This window comes from Prosthecobacter sp., assembly GCF_044222345.1.
In the GTDB taxonomy this organism is placed as follows: Bacteria; Verrucomicrobiota; Verrucomicrobiia; order Verrucomicrobiales; family Verrucomicrobiaceae; genus Prosthecobacter.
In genome coordinates this window covers 1-15,917 of sequence record NZ_JBGANL010000083.1, presented here as the reverse complement: position 1 = coordinate 15,917, position 15,917 = coordinate 1, and the positions used below count along the sequence as shown (strand labels likewise).

Annotated in this window: 15 protein-coding genes; 6 read left to right on the top strand and 9 right to left on the bottom strand. The window is 61.4% G+C overall.

Translation table 11 applies throughout. The features are described from left to right. Positions 1-172: 172 nt before the first annotated feature. Positions 173-1,450: an MFS transporter gene (locus ACILSL_RS25080; RefSeq protein ID WP_395734818.1), complete on the bottom strand. Its 1,278-nt coding sequence runs from the start codon at positions 1,448-1,450 to the stop codon at positions 173-175. A 67-nt stretch (positions 1,451-1,517) separates the two neighbouring features. Beyond that, a complete protein-coding gene (locus ACILSL_RS25075; protein WP_395734817.1) occupies positions 1,518-2,354 on the bottom strand; it encodes a hypothetical protein in 837 nt (278 codons plus the stop codon). Between the two features lie 91 nt (positions 2,355-2,445). On the opposite strand from ACILSL_RS25075, the gene ACILSL_RS25070 reads away from it, so the two are divergent. Then, the gene (locus ACILSL_RS25070; protein WP_395734816.1) at positions 2,446-3,861 is read left to right on the top strand and encodes a caspase family protein; all 1,416 of its coding nucleotides are present in this window, start codon (positions 2,446-2,448) and stop codon (positions 3,859-3,861) included. A 2-nt stretch (positions 3,862-3,863) separates the two neighbouring features. Here the strand turns inward: ACILSL_RS25070 and ACILSL_RS25065 are convergent, their stop codons facing one another. After that, positions 3,864-4,685: a TIGR00282 family metallophosphoesterase gene (locus ACILSL_RS25065; protein WP_395734815.1), complete on the bottom strand. Its 822-nt coding sequence runs from the start codon at positions 4,683-4,685 to the stop codon at positions 3,864-3,866. A gap of 54 nt (positions 4,686-4,739) precedes the next feature. Here ACILSL_RS25065 and ACILSL_RS25060 point away from each other — a divergent pair, with 54 nt between their 5' ends. Both ACILSL_RS25060 and ACILSL_RS25055 read left to right on the top strand, forming a co-directional pair. Then, positions 4,740-6,206: a hypothetical protein gene (locus ACILSL_RS25060; protein WP_395734814.1), complete on the top strand. Its 1,467-nt coding sequence runs from the start codon at positions 4,740-4,742 to the stop codon at positions 6,204-6,206. Next, entirely contained in the window at positions 6,128-7,654 is a 1,527-nt protein-coding gene (locus tag ACILSL_RS25055; protein ID WP_395734819.1) for a shikimate kinase, read from the top strand. Before ACILSL_RS25060 ends, ACILSL_RS25055 begins: the two co-directional genes overlap by 79 nt. Here ACILSL_RS25055 and ACILSL_RS25050 read toward each other — a convergent pair. Continuing rightward, on the bottom strand, positions 7,643-8,632 hold the full coding sequence (locus tag ACILSL_RS25050; protein WP_395734813.1) for an MBL fold metallo-hydrolase RNA specificity domain-containing protein: 990 nt from the start codon (positions 8,630-8,632) through the stop codon (positions 7,643-7,645). The two genes, ACILSL_RS25055 and ACILSL_RS25050, sit on opposite strands and share 12 nt — an antisense overlap. A 1-nt stretch (position 8,633) precedes the next feature. After that, positions 8,634-9,158 (bottom strand): hypothetical protein, encoded by a 525-nt coding sequence (locus tag ACILSL_RS25045; RefSeq protein WP_395734812.1) that lies wholly within the window; start codon positions 9,156-9,158, stop codon positions 8,634-8,636. A 253-nt stretch (positions 9,159-9,411) separates the two neighbouring features. Between ACILSL_RS25045 and ACILSL_RS25040 the strand changes: the two genes are divergently transcribed. Both ACILSL_RS25040 and ACILSL_RS25035 read left to right on the top strand, forming a co-directional pair. After that, positions 9,412-10,785, top strand: coding sequence for an FAD-binding oxidoreductase (locus tag ACILSL_RS25040; RefSeq protein ID WP_395734811.1), 1,374 nt, complete (start codon positions 9,412-9,414; stop codon positions 10,783-10,785). Between the two features lie 52 nt (positions 10,786-10,837). Continuing rightward, positions 10,838-12,034: an FG-GAP repeat domain-containing protein gene (locus ACILSL_RS25035; RefSeq protein ID WP_395734810.1), complete on the top strand. Its 1,197-nt coding sequence runs from the start codon at positions 10,838-10,840 to the stop codon at positions 12,032-12,034. Between the two features lie 5 nt (positions 12,035-12,039). Here the strand turns inward: ACILSL_RS25035 and fmt are convergent, their stop codons facing one another. From fmt to ACILSL_RS25015, 4 genes are all read right to left on the bottom strand, one after another. Continuing rightward, complete coding sequence (fmt, locus tag ACILSL_RS25030; protein ID WP_395734809.1) at positions 12,040-12,969, bottom strand: methionyl-tRNA formyltransferase; 930 nt, start codon at positions 12,967-12,969, stop codon at positions 12,040-12,042. Positions 12,970-12,979: 10 nt separating this feature from the next. Next, complete coding sequence (locus tag ACILSL_RS25025) at positions 12,980-13,615, bottom strand: adenylate kinase family protein (protein ID WP_395734808.1); 636 nt, start codon at positions 13,613-13,615, stop codon at positions 12,980-12,982. A 25-nt stretch (positions 13,616-13,640) separates the two neighbouring features. Next, entirely contained in the window at positions 13,641-14,531 is an 891-nt protein-coding gene (locus ACILSL_RS25020; RefSeq protein ID WP_395734807.1) for a glycosyltransferase family 9 protein, read from the bottom strand. 161 nt (positions 14,532-14,692) lie between these two features. After that, positions 14,693-15,283, bottom strand: coding sequence for a hypothetical protein (locus ACILSL_RS25015; protein ID WP_395734806.1), 591 nt, complete (start codon positions 15,281-15,283; stop codon positions 14,693-14,695). A gap of 276 nt (positions 15,284-15,559) precedes the next feature. Here ACILSL_RS25015 and ACILSL_RS25010 point away from each other — a divergent pair. Further along, the coding region (locus ACILSL_RS25010; RefSeq protein ID WP_395734805.1) for a transcription termination/antitermination NusG family protein at positions 15,560-15,917 on the top strand (358 nt) is incomplete at its 3' end.

Sequence of the window (15,917 nt, the reverse complement as noted above, 5' to 3'; positions counted from 1 at the left end):
CGGCTTCAATCTTGGATGCGGGGACTCGGGCTGCAGCCATCAGCAACTTCATGCCACCCTTCGCTCAAAGGTACAGCAACGTTTTTGACACATTGCGCCCCCTCAAACACTGTGCCGAACACTATTGGCACTCTTGCCCGCAAAGCCGTTCTCTCCGTGAGCTTAAGTGCCCTCAGTTCTCCTCCAGCCGTTCATCACTGTCGATGAACATCCAGCACAGTGCCGCCAGCAGGTAGGTGGCCGCAGCCACATACATCACCTTGTCCCAGCTTTGGTTCGTCAGGTTCATCAGCCACGGCACCGCCACCCCACCGAGCGCTCCACCGAGGTTGCCGATCATGTTCATGCTGCCGGAGACCGATCCCGCGAGCTTGCCGCCCACCTCCATGCACGCACCCCAGGCACCCGGCATGGACAGATCATTGAAGAAGCCTGAGAAGCCCAGCGCCAGCATCGCATACGTGGGATTGTTCAGGGTCGTGGCCAGGATGATCATCCCGCCCGCCGCCAGCATGCCCAGCACGCCGATCGTGCGCCGCGCCCGGCTCAAACTGTCTGACTTCGCCGACATACGCCGCGCCACGACTCCGCCGATGAAGCAGCCGATGCCTCCCAGAAACAGCGGCAGGCCGTTCAAGATCGAAGTCCATGTGTCCTTCATGTCCATCTTCAGCTCCAGCTCCATGTACTTCGGCATCCACGTGATGTAAAAGTACCACACGTAGCTGATGCAGAAGTAATACACCCACAGCAGCAGCACCGATTTGGTGGTGAACAGCCGCTTCCAGGGAATCGAGGCGTGCCCGCCGCTCAGATTTTTTTGCGCTTCCTCCAGCAGTTCGCATTCCGCCGCATTCACTCCCTTGTGGTCCTTCGGGTTGTCCCGGAACCACACGTAAAAACAGATCGCCCAGACCACGCCCAGCCCGGCAAAAAGCACGAAGGTGTTCCGCCAGCTGACATAGCCCAGCACCCACACCACCAGCAGCGGCGTGAAGGCTCCGCCCCAGCGCGCCGCCATCCATGTGATGCCCTGCGCCACTCCATGCTCACGCTCCGGCAGCCACACGCTGAACATCTTCGCAATGTTCGGAAAACCGCCCGCCTCACCAGCGCCAAACAAAAACCGGCACACCGTCATCGACGCCAGATTCCACGCATAACCCGTCGCCGCCGTAAACACGCTCCAGAACATCACCACACGCAGCAGCACCCGTCTAGGCCCCCATTTGTCCCCCAGCCATCCGCCAGGAATCTCAAACAGCGCATACGCCAGCGTGAAGGCAGAAAACACATAGCCCATCTGCGTGTCATCAAACCCCAGATCCTGCTGAATAAACGGCCGCGCCTTCGAAATGCACACCCGGTCGATGTAATGAATGATGCCGAGCATCACGGCAAAGACGATCACGCCATAGCGCGTGCGAGAGGGACGGAGGGTGGATTCCATGGTCGGGTTGGGAAAGCGCGCATGCTGCCACGCGGCCTGACTCAACGTCAACACCTCACATATTCCATCACGGCTCTCCCACGGTAGGATTCTCCACCACAATCGCGCTCGCTTTCACCGCCCGCGTCAGCACCTCCTTCGGCTGCTTGCCGCCGGGCACCAGCTCATGCGCCATGCCCTTGTAGCGCAACGGCTTGTAGCCCAGCGCCAGCAGCGCATCCAGCGGCGCCTGCTTGAGGCCGGGCTTCCAGTAGTCCGGCGCACCGCCCGTTTCATAGTAGTAGATCCAGGTGTGCTGCGGATCATACCATCCGGCGCAAAGAATCACATGCCGATGCGGAATGTTCAGCACATCCCCGGGCTGCAGTTCCTGCGCGCTGGCCAGCGGGGTGCATACAGCAGGCAGCCGGCTGGTGTCATGCACGCTCGGCAGCTTCAAGCAGCGTGATACAAAGCCCGAGCAGTCCACACCCGCCGCCTGGGCGCTCACCGCGGCATTGTCGGCCCTGCGTTTTTCCGGCGATGACACATCCCCTCCTGCACTGCCATTCGCGATGGCTTGATCAAACGACGCCGGATCATCAAACCCACCCCACTTGTACGGCACCCCGCTGTTCACCTCTCCCGGGACCCACCAGCCCTTGCGGTCCTGCTGCGGTTCATGCGTCACATCCGGCGTGTTGACGAGCACCCCCGCCTTGTCTTTCCCGTGCAGAATGTTCCGCGCAAACGGCCGCCATGAATGATTGGCAAACCGCTGCGCAATCGCCATCGCCTCATCTGGCGTGACCTGCGAAGGCGCCGCCGGATCTCCTGGAATCAGCGGCACAGAGGCAGCATCAGGCTTCAAGGTGGCGTTGCAGCTCATGAGAACGAGCATCAGGGCGGGGAGGGCACACTTCATCGGGCGGATGATGCGGGGTCTCCGCGCCGGGTCAACCGATTGCGCCCGTCCATGAGGTTGACCTGCCCGTTCTCGATTGCAGAATGCGTCCATGCCCTCCCGCCTCCGCCTCGCTGGCTTCCTGCTGCTGGCCGCCTTCGCCCTGCGCACGCATGCCGCGCCAGCCAAGCCCTCTGCACGCACCGCCCTTGTCATTGGCAATGCGAAGTACGAAGCCGCCGTGGGTCCGCTGCGCAACACCGGCAACGATGCCAAGGCCGTGGCCAAAACCCTGCGCGATCTCGGCTTCGCAGTGATCGAAAAACACGACGTCACGCGCGATCAACTGCTGCGCGCCGTCGTCGAGTTCCGCGCCACTTTGACCGGTGCCGAAGTCGGCCTCTTCTATTACGCAGGCCATGGCATCTCCGTCGCAGGCTCAAACTACCTCCTACCCATCAAATCCGGCTACACCTCCGCAGGAGCCGACGACGTAACGCTGCGCCTGCTGGCAGAAACCAAACTCTTCAATGTCGAGCAGGCCGTGGCCGACATGAAATCCTCCGGCGCACTCTGCAATCTCGTCATTCTCGACGCCTGCCGCACCACCGCCGTCGCACGCACCGGACGCACCCGCGATGCCACCAGCCCCGGCGGTCTCAGCGAGATGAAACCACCCGCCGGATCCCTCATCGCCTTTGCCACCGATGCCGGACAAACCGCACTCGATGGCGATGGCACGAACGGCCTTTACACCGAAGAACTCCTCAAAAACCTGCGCACCCCCGGCTTGACGGTTGAGCAGGTCTTCAAACGCACCCGCGCCGGTGTGCTTGAGCGCTCCAATGGCGGCCAGATTCCAGCGGAATACTCACGCCTCGTCGGCGATGACATCTTCCTCGCCGGCCCGGCTCCCTCCGCAGCCCCCATGGTGGCATCGCTTCCGGCTCCAGCCGCTCCAGTCGAGTCCGCCCCCTCTCCGCCACGGTCAGTCACTCCGCCCGCACTGCCCACTCTGAAGGAGGTCGCAAAACTCGCCAACGCAGGCAAAGCCCGTGAATGCGTTGAGGCCTTGCAGCAAATCTCGAAGTCCAAAGGCCCCGGTGATTATGCCTCTCTGCCCCTCGAAACGCTGCTGGATCAGGTGAAGGAAGACCTCAAGGAAGCCACCCCCGCATCTCCCAAAGTCGAATCTGCCGCCACCACCTGCGAGTTCATCCTCCACGCCCTGCGCGACTGCCTGCCGCCGGATCATGAAAAGAAGATCCCCTTCACCGCCAAGGCCCTGAATCGCCGTGGCGATGCCCTCCTGCTCCTCGGCCGTGCAGATGAAGCCCTCGAAGTCTACAACGCCGCCCTCCCGCTCACGCCTGACGATTCCTACATCCTCTACAATCGCGGTCGTGCCTACCTGGCTCTGGGAAACACCGACAATGCCCGCACCGACTTCACCGCCGCCGCAGGCGACAAGTTCAAGTCAGCAGGAGCCAAAAAGCTCGCCTTGGAAGCACTGGCGAAGCTGAAGTGACCTCACTCATGCCACGTCCGCGCCACCCGCTCAATGCTGAGCGCCTTGCCCGTGGCGGGATCAATCGTGATCAGCGCCCCATTCACCCGCACCGGACCACTCCCCACGCCAAAGCGCGTGGGCATCATCGTGTGAAAGCGTTCCAGCACCGGCTCGACCTGGCTGCCGATCACGCTGTCCATCGGCCCGCACATGCCGGCATCACATTGAAAGGCGGTGCCCTTCGGCAGCACGCGCTCGTCAGCCGTGGGAACATGGGTGTGCGTGCCCACGACGGCGGAAACCTTGCCATCCAAATGCCAGCCCATCGCGACTTTCTCGCTCGTGGCCTCGGCATGGAAATCCACAAAAATGACGGGCGTTTCCTCGCGCAACTTTTCCACCAGAGCGGCGATGGCCGGGAAAGGATTGTCGAGCTGCTGGTTCATGAACGTGCGCCCCTGCAGGTTCACCACCGCCACTTTGCACTTCTTCGATTCCAGCACCACAAAGCCGTTGCCCGGTGTGCCCTCGGGATAGTTGATCGGGCGCAGCATGCGCGGCTCATCCGCCAGATATGGCACGATCTCCCGCTGGTCCCAGATATGGTCGCCGCTGGTCACCACGGCAGCACCGGCACGCATGAGGCTGATGGCGATCTTCGGCGTGATGCCCCGTCCTCCGGCAGAGTTTTCTCCGTTCACCACGATGAAGTCGAGCTTCAGCTCCTCCTTCAGCACAGGCAGCAGCAGCCCCACCGCCTTGCGCCCCGGCTCACCCACTACATCACCCAAAAATAGGAGTCGGAAGAGTCCATCCGCGCTGTCAGCCGTGTTGTCATTCATTGTGGCGCTACATAGTAGATGATGAAGGCGGGGATCAAGTCTAGGATGCACTTTATGATGATGAACCGAATGCTGCGCCGCTGCTCGCTGCCGGTCATGCTCGCGTCCGCGATGGTGACGCCGGGCATGACGCAGACGATTGTGCCCGCACCCACCCCTGCGGCCCCTTTGACGCCCGCCCAGGTGACACCAGGCCCCGCGTCGGCAGTGCCCCCTCCTGCCCCTGGCAGCCCCGCTCCTGCAGCGCCCCCTTCTGCCCCTGCGATCACACCCGCTGCTCCAGCACAGCCCGCTCCGCCCCCTCCTCCTGCACGTCTGGACCGCCTGAGCCCCCTCGGCTCCAAGCCCGACTGGCTCAAGCTGCAGTCCTTTCATCAAACCCTCACCCGCAGCGAATTCGAAGCCGCCATGCGGGATGTCTATTCCGATGGTTCCCCCTTCCCTCCACCATGGAGTCTGGAAACCGACGGCGTCGTCATCAAGACGGGAGATCCCCTCAAACCGGAAGCACGCATCGCCTTTGCCTCCCGCTCCGAAGCACCGCTGCCAGGCACCCGCACCTGGAGGGCGGCGGCTGAAATGCCCCCGCTCAAAGGCCGCCCCTTGCTCAGCGACATCCACATCGCCATCGACCCCGGTCATATCGGCGGCGCTTATGCTCGGATGGAAGAGCGCATGCTCAGCTTCGCCCCTGGCGAATCCATTCAGGAGGGGGATCTCACCCTCACCACCGCGCAAGTGCTCGCGGAACGTCTCAAAGCTCTCGGTGCCTATGTCTCCCTCGTGCGCGACCGTGCCGAACCTGTGACACCCCAGCGCCCCTCCGACTTCGTCATCCAGGCCCGTCAACTCCTTGTCGATGCCGGCTTTCCGCTGCCCCAGGAAAATTACACCGGTGTCACCGGAGATGCGAAAATCCTCACCGTGCAGTGGCAGAGCGAAAAGCTCTTTTACCGTGTGAGCGAAATCCATGCGCGTGGCGAGAAGGTCAACGCCACCATCAAGCCTGACGTGGTGCTCTGCCTGCACTTCAATGCCGAAGCCTGGGGCGATGCCACCGCCCCGCAGTTCTCGCCCATGAATCACATGCATGTGCTCGTGAACGGCTGCTACTCCCCTCTCGAACTCGAGCAGCAGGACGTGCGCTTCGAAATGTTCCGCCGTCTCTTCTCCCGCGTTCATCAGGAAGAGCTGCCGCTGGCCGAAGCCGTCGCCAATGGCATGCGGCTGGCCACCGGCCTGCCAGCCTACGTTTACACCACGCCCAATGCCCGGCGCATCGGCTCGAACTCATACGTTTATGCACGCAATCTGCTGGCCAACCGCCTCTATGACTGCCCCGTCGTCTACCTCGAACCCTACGTCATGAACAATGAGGAGACTTACCACCGCCTGCTGCGCGGTCATTTCCTTGGCCGCACCCTCATCGCAGGGCGGCTGCAATCCAGCGCCATCGAGGACTACGTGCAGGGAGTCGTCAAAGGCGTCGTCGCCTACTACCAAAAACACCGCCAGCCATGAAAGTGCTCATCGCAGGATGTGGATTCGTGGGCGAGCGCGTCGCCGATCTCCTGCATGCCGCCGGGCATGAGGTCATCGGCCTGACGCACTCGCCAGAATCCGCCGCACGCCTCGCCACGGTCAAGCCCTGGCGCACAGAGTCTTGCGACATTTCAAACAGTGCCGATGTCCTCGCACTCGCTGCCAGGCTCAGCGCCAGCAGCATTGACACCGTCATCCATTGCGCCAGTTCGAGCCGTGGCGGAGCAGAGATGTACCAGTCCGTCTATGTCGATGGCATGCGCCATCTCACCCAGGCCTTCCCCGCCGCTTTTCCGCTCTACACCAGCAGCACCAGCGTTTATCCCCAGGTAAACGGCGAAACCATCGACGAAACCAGCTTTGCCGACCCGGATCGCGACACCGGCCGCCTGCTGCGCGAAGCCGAGAACATCGCCCTCAATGCCAAGGGCGCGGTCGCCCGGCTCGCCGGCATCTACGGCCCGGGACGTTCCTTTGTTTTGAAGAACCTGCTCGAAGGAAAGGCCGCCATCGAAGGCAATCACGGGCAGGGTCGCATCCTCAATCAAATCCACGCCGATGATGCTGCCAGCGCTCTCGTTCACCTCGTCACGCAACGACTGACCGGCATTTACAACATCGTCGACGATGCCCAGATGACGCAGCGCCAGTGTGTGGAGCGTTTGTGCTCCATCTTTGGTGTCAAAGTACCCGGCACACGCGAGCCTGATCCCAATCGCAAACGCGGCTGGAGCCACAAGCGCGTCTCCAACACCAAGCTGCATGCCACCGGCTGGGCGCCGCGCTACGCCAGCTATTTCGATGCCCTGCGTGACGATCCCGACCTCGCCTCCTCCATCCTCGATCTCGTTCAAACCTCCGGCGAAACTCCCCCTTCCCGCCAGCCCAACATTCTGCTGATCGGCCTCATGGGTTCGGGCAAAACCACCGTCGGCCGCATCGTCGCGCAGATGATCGGCTTCCAGATCGTCGACACCGATCACCTCATCGCCGACACCGTCGGGAAAAGCATCCCGGAGATTTTTGCCACCGAAGGCGAGGCCGCATTCCGCCAGCATGAATCCGCCGCCCTCCGTTCCCTGCTCGGCAAACGCGGCTGCGTCATCGCCACCGGCGGTGGCATCGTCACCCAGCCGCGCAATCTGGCCATCCTCCGTCATCTCGGCTACATCGTCTGGCTGGACGCCGATCCAGAGCGCCTCGCCCGACGCACGGCGATGAACACCAACCGCCCGCTGCTCAATGGCGAGGAAAACCCCAAGGCCAAGCTCGAACGCCTGCTGAACGAGCGCAAACCGCTCTACAAAAGCCTCGCCGACCTGCGCATCAAAACCGCCGAGCTCACGCCCCAGGAAACCGCCTACGGTGTCATGGAAAGCGCGCGCGTCTTCTTCGCCCGCAGGCAGAAAATCGAATCAGTGAGCTGACAGATTCAGCTCCAGTTGATCCTCCGCCCCCAGCGCCCGCGCATCATGCCCGCGCAGGCGCAGCTCCGCCGCAAATTCACGCGTCGAACCATGCACCAGGTAGATGCGCCGGGGTTTCACCTGCTCAATCGTTTCATGCAGTTCAGGATGGTCCGCATGATCACTCAGCGGCAGCGCCAGATCGACACCATACCGATATTTGGCGCTCGGCTGAATCGCCCAGCCCGACAGCATCGCCGTCCGCATTTTGGGCAGCCCGAGTTTTGATCCCGGCGGAAACACCAGCACATGCCCTGCGGCCTCGTCGGCCTTGAACAGCCGCCACTGCGGCAGTTTCCCCAGATGCGGTGCCAGCACCTCCGTGATCTGCGCCACACTGGGGTGCACCATCACCGGCAGTCCCTCATCTCCCAGCGCACAAAGAATTTCCTGCGCCTTGCCCAGCGAATACCCCTGCAGCACCGGGATGCCGCCATCACGCAGCGTATCCCGCACAAACGCCAGCATCTGCGCGATCACATCGTCAGCCGCAGGAAACCGATACTTCGGCAGTCCAAACGTCGTCTCCATGATCAGCGTGTCCGCCTGCATCAGTTCGCAGCGCTCCGCGCTCAGCCCCTGCCGCAGCTTGTAGTCACCGGTGTACAGCAGCGTGGCTCCATCCGCCTTGCGCGTCAGATGCAGCATCGCCGAACCCGTGATGTGCCCCGCCGGCAGCAGCCGCATCTCCCAGCCCTCCCATTCAAACACCTCCCGCATCGCTGGAGTCACCACCTTCCCCGCTTTTTTCACCGATTTCCGCACCACCATGAGCTGATGCGTGATCTCCGAACAAATCGTCAGCCCATGCCGCGCCACATGGTCGCTGTGCGCATGCGAAACAAACGCCCGCTCCTTCCCAAAATGCGGATCCAGCCACAAATCCGCCTCCGGCAGATAAATGCCGCGTGGATGGGTCACTTCAATCAGCGGAGGCATTTCAATCCTGGGTCACTTCCGGATACTGCTGCCGTAAAAACAACAGATCCGCCGCATCCTTCTCACGATGTGTGTTCTTCTTCATGCGCCACAGCAGTCTTGGTGAGGCAAAGGGAATCGGCACGTTTTGCACTGTACGGATGACCACGTCTTTCGAAGCCTCCTCGTAGTCAATGCCGGAGGCGGATTTCATCAGGTCTATAATGATTTCATCCGCAACTCGCACCACGGTGTATTTCTCAACCTCTCCAGGTTCCAGGTGCAGCACTGCCTTGTCAGGCAGGATTTCCAATGCCTTGAAAACCTTCGCTTCATTTTCTGGAGTCGTATCGATGATGACATCTACATCGCCTGTCTCGCGAATGTAGCCGGCACCGCGTATGGCAAAGCCACCAACAATCAGATATTTGGCTCCCTGACTGTTGAGTTCGCGGCAGAGGTCCAGCAGATCCTCCACTGTTGGTTGCCGCGATTCCGCCCCTTCGTGAGTCACACTTTCGTGCGTCCCGTGTTCGTCATCATCCATGCATGAGCCTCCTCGTGAGAATTAAAGCGATACACGCCCCTCGGAGCATGCCTGTAAGGAAATGCCTTCCGCCAGGCAATGGCACCAGCTTTGTTGCTGTCACTGACTCGAAGAGGATCGCGCGGCGGCACACGCCGCCCCACAGTCTTGCCGATGAATTCTTCGACGTTGACGACAGGTCTGGGCTGCATGCCGTCAAATTAGACGCAGGGCATGAAGTTGCAAGGACAGGCATCCAGCCCCAAGAATGCGCATGGCCTCCCTCGCCGATCAACTCACCTCCCTTCTCGGTCCTGACCGCGTTTCCATCACGCAAACCGACATCGCCACGCACAGCACGGACAAATGGTTCGCCTCAAACCCGCCTGACGTCGTCGTGCATGCCGAATCCACCGCCGAAATCTCCGAGGTGCTGCGCTTTGCCAACGCAAACAAGATTCCCGTCACACCCCAGGGTTCACGCGTGGGCTATGTCGGCGGCTGCGTGCCGCTGCAGGGTGGCATCGCGCTGTCAGTCGCGCGCATGAACAAAATCAAGGAGATCACCCTCGCAGACGGCGTGGCCGTGATCGAGCCCGGCGTCATCACCGGCCATCTGCAAAACGAAGTGCGCAAGCTGGGCTGGTTCTATCCCCCGGACCCGGCTTCACTCAAGGAGTGCAGCCTCGGCGGCAACATCGCCACCAATGCAGGCGGCCCGCGTTGCTTGAAATACGGCGTCACGCGCCATTACGTCCTCGGTTTGGAAGCCGTGCTGGCAGACGGCTCCATCGTGAAAGCGGGCGGCCGCTGCCACAAAAACAAAACAGGCTTCGACCTCGTCGGCCTCATGGTCGGCAGCGAAGGCATGCTCGGTGTCGTCACGGAGGCCACCCTGCGCCTCATCCCGCACCCGCCCATGCGCGCGATGCTTTCCGCTGGCTTCAACTCCTTCGCCGAAGCAGCGAATGCCGTGCAGCGCATCCTCGGCAGTGGGTTCCTCCCCAGCGCCCTCGAAATCGCCGACAAATTCACCCTGCGTGCCGCCCGCGAATATCTCGGTGCCTCCGTCACCCCGGAAGGCGACGCCCACTTACTCGTCGAAATCGACGGCCAGCCCGACTCCGTCAAAGGCGAGATCGATCAACTCGCCAAACTCGTGCAAAGCCTCGGCAGCATCTGCCTGAACACAGCCATGGGCGACGAAGCCTGCGAAGCCTTCTGGAAACTGCGCCGTGAATTCAGCTACAGCCTCCGCAACACCGGCCTCATCAAACTCAACGAAGACATCGTCGTCCCCCGTGGCCGCCTTGTGGACCTCGTCGATTTCGCGGAAAAGCTGCAGACAGAACACGGCTTCCCCGTCGCCTGCTTCGGCCATGCAGGTGACGGCAACATCCACGTCAACATCATGGTCCCCACCATGGACGAACCCGCGATCCGCGAACGCGCCGAAATAGCCCTCGACCAGCTCTTCCACCAGGTCATCGCCTGGAACGGTGCCATCACTGGCGAACATGGCATCGGCGTCGCTAAAAAGCGCTGGTGGCGTGATGCCGTCTCCCCCGCCGCGCATGAAGCCCACCTGCGCATCAAGGCCGCGCTGGACCCCAACGGCATTCTGAACCCCGGGAAGTTTCTCGGCTGAGGCCCCCTACCTGCAAGATCACTCCCTCCAACTCTGTTCCATTCCACTCACCATGACCAAACTGCTCATCCCTGCCCTCCTGCTCGCGCTGCCTCTCTGCGCAGCCGATTTGAAGTTCAAAAAGTTCACGCTCACCGAGGAGTTTGTGGCCGAGGGCGCACACTTCGGAGACTTTGACCATGATGGCCAGAACGACATCTGCTCCGGCCGCTTCATCTGGAAAGGCCCTGAATTCAAGGAACGCATCGAATTCGCCCCCAAGTTCGAAAAAGAACCCTACGACCCCGCCAAAGGCTACAGCGATTTCTTCCTGACCTACAGCTATGACTTCAACGGCGACGGCTGGAGCGACATCATGGCCTATTCCTGGCCGGGCAAGGAGACATGGGTTTTCGAAAATCCGCAGAACAAAGGCGGTGAATGGAAGCGCCACACCATCTTCGACGTCACCGACAACGAATCCCCCGATTTCAAAGACGTGAACGGCGACGGCAAACCTGAGCTCATCTGCCACACCGGTGGTCAGCTTGGTTATGCCGAGATCGACTGGTCCAATCCCTTCGGCAAAGCCCGCTTCCGCCCCATCACTCCCAAGTCACCGGAGAACGACAAAAAATACTTCCGCTACACCCATGGCTATGGCGTGGGCGATGTGAATGGCGACGGCCGCCCTGACATCCTCGACAAAGAAGGCTGGCGCGAACAGCCTGCAGACACCAAAGCCGACAGCGACTGGGTCTTTCATCCTCAGCTCTTTACCGTGGCAGGCGGTCGCGGCGGCTCCTTCATCCTCGTTTACGATGTGAACGCTGACGGTCGCAACGATGTGATCAGCAGCTACGACGCCCACGGCTACGGCTTCGGCTGGTTTGAACAGAAAGCCGACGGCACCTTCGCTGAGCACAAGCTCATGGGGGCCACCGTCGAAGACAGCCCGGCGGGCGTGAAATTCAGCCAGCTTCACGCCATGCAGCTCGCCGACATGAATGGTGACGGCATCCTGGACGTCGTCACCGGCAAGCGCCGCTGGGCCCACGGTCCCCTGAAGGACGATGAGCCGAATGCAGCGCCCGTGCTCTACTGGTTCGAAATCAAACGCGAAGGCAAGGAAGCCAAATTCATCCCTCATCAGATCGACGACAACAGCGGCGTCGGCACCCAGGTGACTCCAGGAGACGTCAACAAGGACGGCAAAATGGACGTCGTCATCGGCAACAAGAAGGGCGTCTTCGTCTTCCTGCAGGAATAAGCAGCTCAGTGCAACACATCGCCCGCCTGCAGCGGGTGTCCGCGCAGAAAGTCGGCGGCAGACAAGCGTCTGCCGCCTTCTATTTGGACCTCCGTCAAATTGAGCAGTCCGTTGCCACAGCTTACCAAAATACCGTCAGCATTGGCGCTCACAATCGTCCCCGGTGCAGGACAAGCATCCGCATTGGCGATGACCTGCGCGCGGTGAATCTTCATCTGCGCGTCCTTGAGCAGGCAGGAAGTTCCGGGCCAAGGGGTGAAGGCGCGAACAAGACGGTCGAGTTCGACGGCTGGACGCGTCCAGTCGAGGCGGCCGTCCTGACGGGTCAGTTTGCGGACGTGGGTGACCTTGGATTCATCCTGCTTTTCCCGCGGTGGATTTCCCTCGGCTAGAAGATCCAGCGCTTCTTCGAGCGCGGCAGGAGCCCGCTGCGCGAGCTTGTCATGCAGGCTGCCGCCCGTTTCATCGCAAGCGATGGCAAGACGATGCATGAGAAGGATGTCGCCAGTGTCGAGACCTTCATCCATGAACATGATCGTGACACCCGTTTCAGTGTCGCCGTCGCGGATGGCAGCCTGAATTGGCGCGGCACCCCGATGGCGGGGCAGCAGCGAGGTGTGTACGTTCAGGCAGCCGAGAGGGGGCACGTCCAGCACGGCACGCGATAAAATCTGACCGTAGGCGATGACGACCGCGACGTCGGCATTGAAGGCTTTCAGTTCCTCCACGGCATGGCGGATTTTCAGAGGCTGCAGGACGGTGAGTCCTGCTGCAAGGGCGCGCACCTTGATCTGGGGCGGCGTCAGCACCTGCTTGCGGCCCACGGGTTTGTCGGGCTGGGTGACGACTCCGACGACGGTGTGCTTCGGCGTGCTGAGCAGCCACTCCAGCGAGGGGAGGCCGATGTCGCCGGTGCCGATGAAAAGAACTCGCATCGTTTTGCGACTAGACCTTCATCTTTTCCAATTCTTTCCACGCATCGAGCTGCATGACGCCACCGATGATGTCGTAGAGCACCTTGGCAGGGGCCTGGCTGGCATCGATGCCGAAAACGCGGTCGGGGCCGTAGTAGTCGAGGATGGGTTTGGTTTCGGCTTCGTAGGTGGCGAAGCGCTGCTGGATGACGGTTTCGTTGGCGTCGTCGAAGCGGTTGTCCTTGAGGGCGCGTTTGCGGAGGCGGCGGGCGAGTTCGGTGCGGTCGGGGCAGGAGAGATGGAAAACTTTGAGGACTTCGATGTGGGGCTCCATGAACTTGGCCTGCTCGACATTGCGAGGGATGCCGTCGAGAATCAGGAAATCGATCTCGGGTTTAAACTGATGAGAATCAATGCGTTGCTTGAGGTTGGCGTGCCAAAGTTCGACGGTCACATCGTCAGGGACGAGTTCGCCACGGCTGGAGTATTCGACGAATTTCTGGCCGATGGCTGTGCGGGTGTCGAGGGAGCGGAAGACATCGCCGCAGGCGAGGTGGTGGAAGCGTGGGATGCTGCCCAATACCTTGCCTTGCGTCCCCTTGCCGCTTCCGGGTGCGCCGAGGATGAGGAAGGCTTTGATGCGGGCGGTGTGAGGTGCGTCAGACATGATTTTTGATGAAGTTAACACGTTACTATTTTGCAACAACTTGCGCGGCGGCCAATTTCACTTCGTCGAGGGACAAATCGGACAACTGGTGTGTCGGATTCCGCAAAAACTGCACCCAGGGCTGAGGGGGTGACCAAATGGCGGGGTCGGTGGGGCCGAACAGGAGGAGGGAGGGGACTCCGCATGCGGCGGCGAGGTGGGAGATGCCGCTGTCATGACCGAGGAAGGCGGTGCAGGTGCTGAGGCGGGTGGCGAGTTCGGTCAGGGGGAGGGCATGCCAGATGGGACGACCGGTGGGCTGGATGCCGCGCGCTTGCTCGGCTTCGCCGGTGATGAAGATGACTTCATCGGTGGGAAATGCATCGGCGACTTGGAGCCAGCGGTCGAGAGGCCAGTTTTTCTTTTCGGAACCGCTGCCGACGTGGATGGCAATGCGGCGCTGGATATTGGGAGGGCGCTGGAAGTGGGCGCGGTGGAGGTGCTCGTCTTCGAGGAACATGGCGAGCTTTTCGAGGCCTTGGGCGAGCTGGCAGGAGGCGTGGGGGCCTTCGGACTTAACGAGGGGGGAGCACTCGATGAGGGTTTTGACGCCGACGCGTTCCATGCTGGCGCGGAAGAGGCCGTCGGGGTCGTAGAGGAAGGAGACGACGAGGTTGAAGCTGCGGAGGTGCTCGACGAGGGATTCGTCGATGGGGGCTGTTTTGGCGAACAGCGGGGCCATGGTGCGGTGCTCGAGGCTGCGGATGGAGTCGGCGAGTCCGGCGGTGCGGGCGAGTTCGGCGATGGCGGGATAGCCGATGACTTCGAGATGGCAGCCGGGGATGGTTTCGCGCAGGAGGCGAAGGGCCGGGAGGGTGAGGATGAAGTCGCCGATCGCGCCGCCACGGATGACGAGGACACGGGGCTGGGGCTTCATGGGTGGCGCTGATTTAAACGTTGGGACCGAGGTCAGACTCAGGATTCACAACGCGAATGACCGCGAATGACCGCGAATATCCGCGAATTTTTAGGAATTCTGAACTCGGGTATTCGTGTTCAAAGTCATCATTTGAGGACGGTCAGTCGGTGATGCCTGGATCAGTAGAAGAGGACGGCGGCGGCGAGCAGCACGATGCCGTAGGCGATGCCGCCGTAGACGGCGAGATTCCAGCGCTGCGGTTTGGAGATGAGGGTGTTCACCCAGTCGCGCATGAGGAAGGGCATGCCGATGAAGAACATGCCGATGATGATCCAGGCGTAGGCGAGGATGGGGAGGAGGAGGCGGCTGGTCTGGGGCTGCAGGAAGGCGGCGGTGAGGACGGGGCCAGCGATGAGGAGGAGGAGGGAGCCGAGGGCGCGGACGGCGAGGAATTCCTTCACGTAGATGAGGACGGCGACGTAACCGCCGGCGACGATCATCATGAACTTGTCGCGCATGTTGAAGAACTCACCCATGTCCATGTTGACGAGGGCGAACTCGGCCCAGAGGAAGTCGATGGTGAGGAGGATGACGCCCCAGGAGTAGGTGCGGGGGAAGGCTTTGAGGAAGGCCTGGGTTTTGGCGGTGTTTTTGAGGGCCCAGCCGTGGGAGAGGATCAGCGCGAGCGCGACGACGATGCCGGTGCCTTTGAGCGGGATGCCGCCGGTGGGGGCCAGATGGTAGAGGTAGTCGTAGAGATCGGCGAACATGCGGAGGAAAACGGGTGGGATAGGTGGCGCAGGGGGGACGGGGAAGCAAACGCGTTGTTGGATGCGAGGGAACCCAGAATTGAATGGCCGCAAAAAGGCGCCAAAAAGAGGGAGAAAAAAAAGGGGGATGCTGAAGGAGCGCTGATCGGAAGGGCCGAAGGGACTGAAGGGACGCGGGATTGCGGGAGGGGCTGATGTTTGGCTGCTGTTCGTGCTGAAGCTTGGATTGTGGTTGCCTCGGCGTTGTGCGGGGGCAGTGTGAATGATCATTCACTCATGAAAGAAAAAAAAGAGAACATCGCTGCCTGGTATGTGGTGCACACGCGTCCGAAGTGTGAGCACATCGCGGCGGGTTTGATGGCGGGTCTGGAGGGGGTGGAGACGTACTGCCCGCGCATTCGCTTTCAGAAGAACACGCGGCGGGGGAAGGTGTGGTTCGTGGAGGCGCTGTTTCCGAGCTACTTTTTTGCGCGGTTCGTGCCGTCGGCATCGATGCGGGCGGTGAAGTACTCGCAGAGTGTGATCAAGGTGGTGGACTTCGGGGGCAATCTGACGTCGGTGCCGGATGAGGCCATCGCGGTGCTGAAGGCGGAGATGAAGAATGTGGAGATCTGTGAGGTGGAGGTGGGGGTGA

Coding starts and splice junctions, on each gene's coding strand:
- ACILSL_RS25060 (WP_395734814.1), top strand. CDS start 4,740: ATGATGATGAACCGAATGCTGCGCCGCTGCTCGCTGCCGGTCATGCTC.
- ACILSL_RS25080 (WP_395734818.1), bottom strand. CDS start 1,450: ATGGAATCCACCCTCCGTCCCTCTCGCACGCGCTATGGCGTGATCGTC.
- ACILSL_RS25070 (WP_395734816.1), top strand. CDS start 2,446: ATGCCCTCCCGCCTCCGCCTCGCTGGCTTCCTGCTGCTGGCCGCCTTC.
- ACILSL_RS25020 (WP_395734807.1), bottom strand. CDS start 14,531: ATGAAGCCCCAGCCCCGTGTCCTCGTCATCCGTGGCGGCGCGATCGGC.
- ACILSL_RS25015 (WP_395734806.1), bottom strand. CDS start 15,283: ATGTTCGCCGATCTCTACGACTACCTCTACCATCTGGCCCCCACCGGC.
- ACILSL_RS25025 (WP_395734808.1), bottom strand. CDS start 13,615: ATGTCTGACGCACCTCACACCGCCCGCATCAAAGCCTTCCTCATCCTC.
- ACILSL_RS25050 (WP_395734813.1), bottom strand. CDS start 8,632: ATGCCTCCGCTGATTGAAGTGACCCATCCACGCGGCATTTATCTGCCG.
- fmt (WP_395734809.1), bottom strand. CDS start 12,969: ATGCGAGTTCTTTTCATCGGCACCGGCGACATCGGCCTCCCCTCGCTG.
- ACILSL_RS25045 (WP_395734812.1), bottom strand. CDS start 9,158: ATGGATGATGACGAACACGGGACGCACGAAAGTGTGACTCACGAAGGG.
- ACILSL_RS25040 (WP_395734811.1), top strand. CDS start 9,412: ATGGCCTCCCTCGCCGATCAACTCACCTCCCTTCTCGGTCCTGACCGC.
- ACILSL_RS25075 (WP_395734817.1), bottom strand. CDS start 2,354: ATGAAGTGTGCCCTCCCCGCCCTGATGCTCGTTCTCATGAGCTGCAAC.
- ACILSL_RS25035 (WP_395734810.1), top strand. CDS start 10,838: ATGACCAAACTGCTCATCCCTGCCCTCCTGCTCGCGCTGCCTCTCTGC.
- ACILSL_RS25065 (WP_395734815.1), bottom strand. CDS start 4,685: ATGAATGACAACACGGCTGACAGCGCGGATGGACTCTTCCGACTCCTA.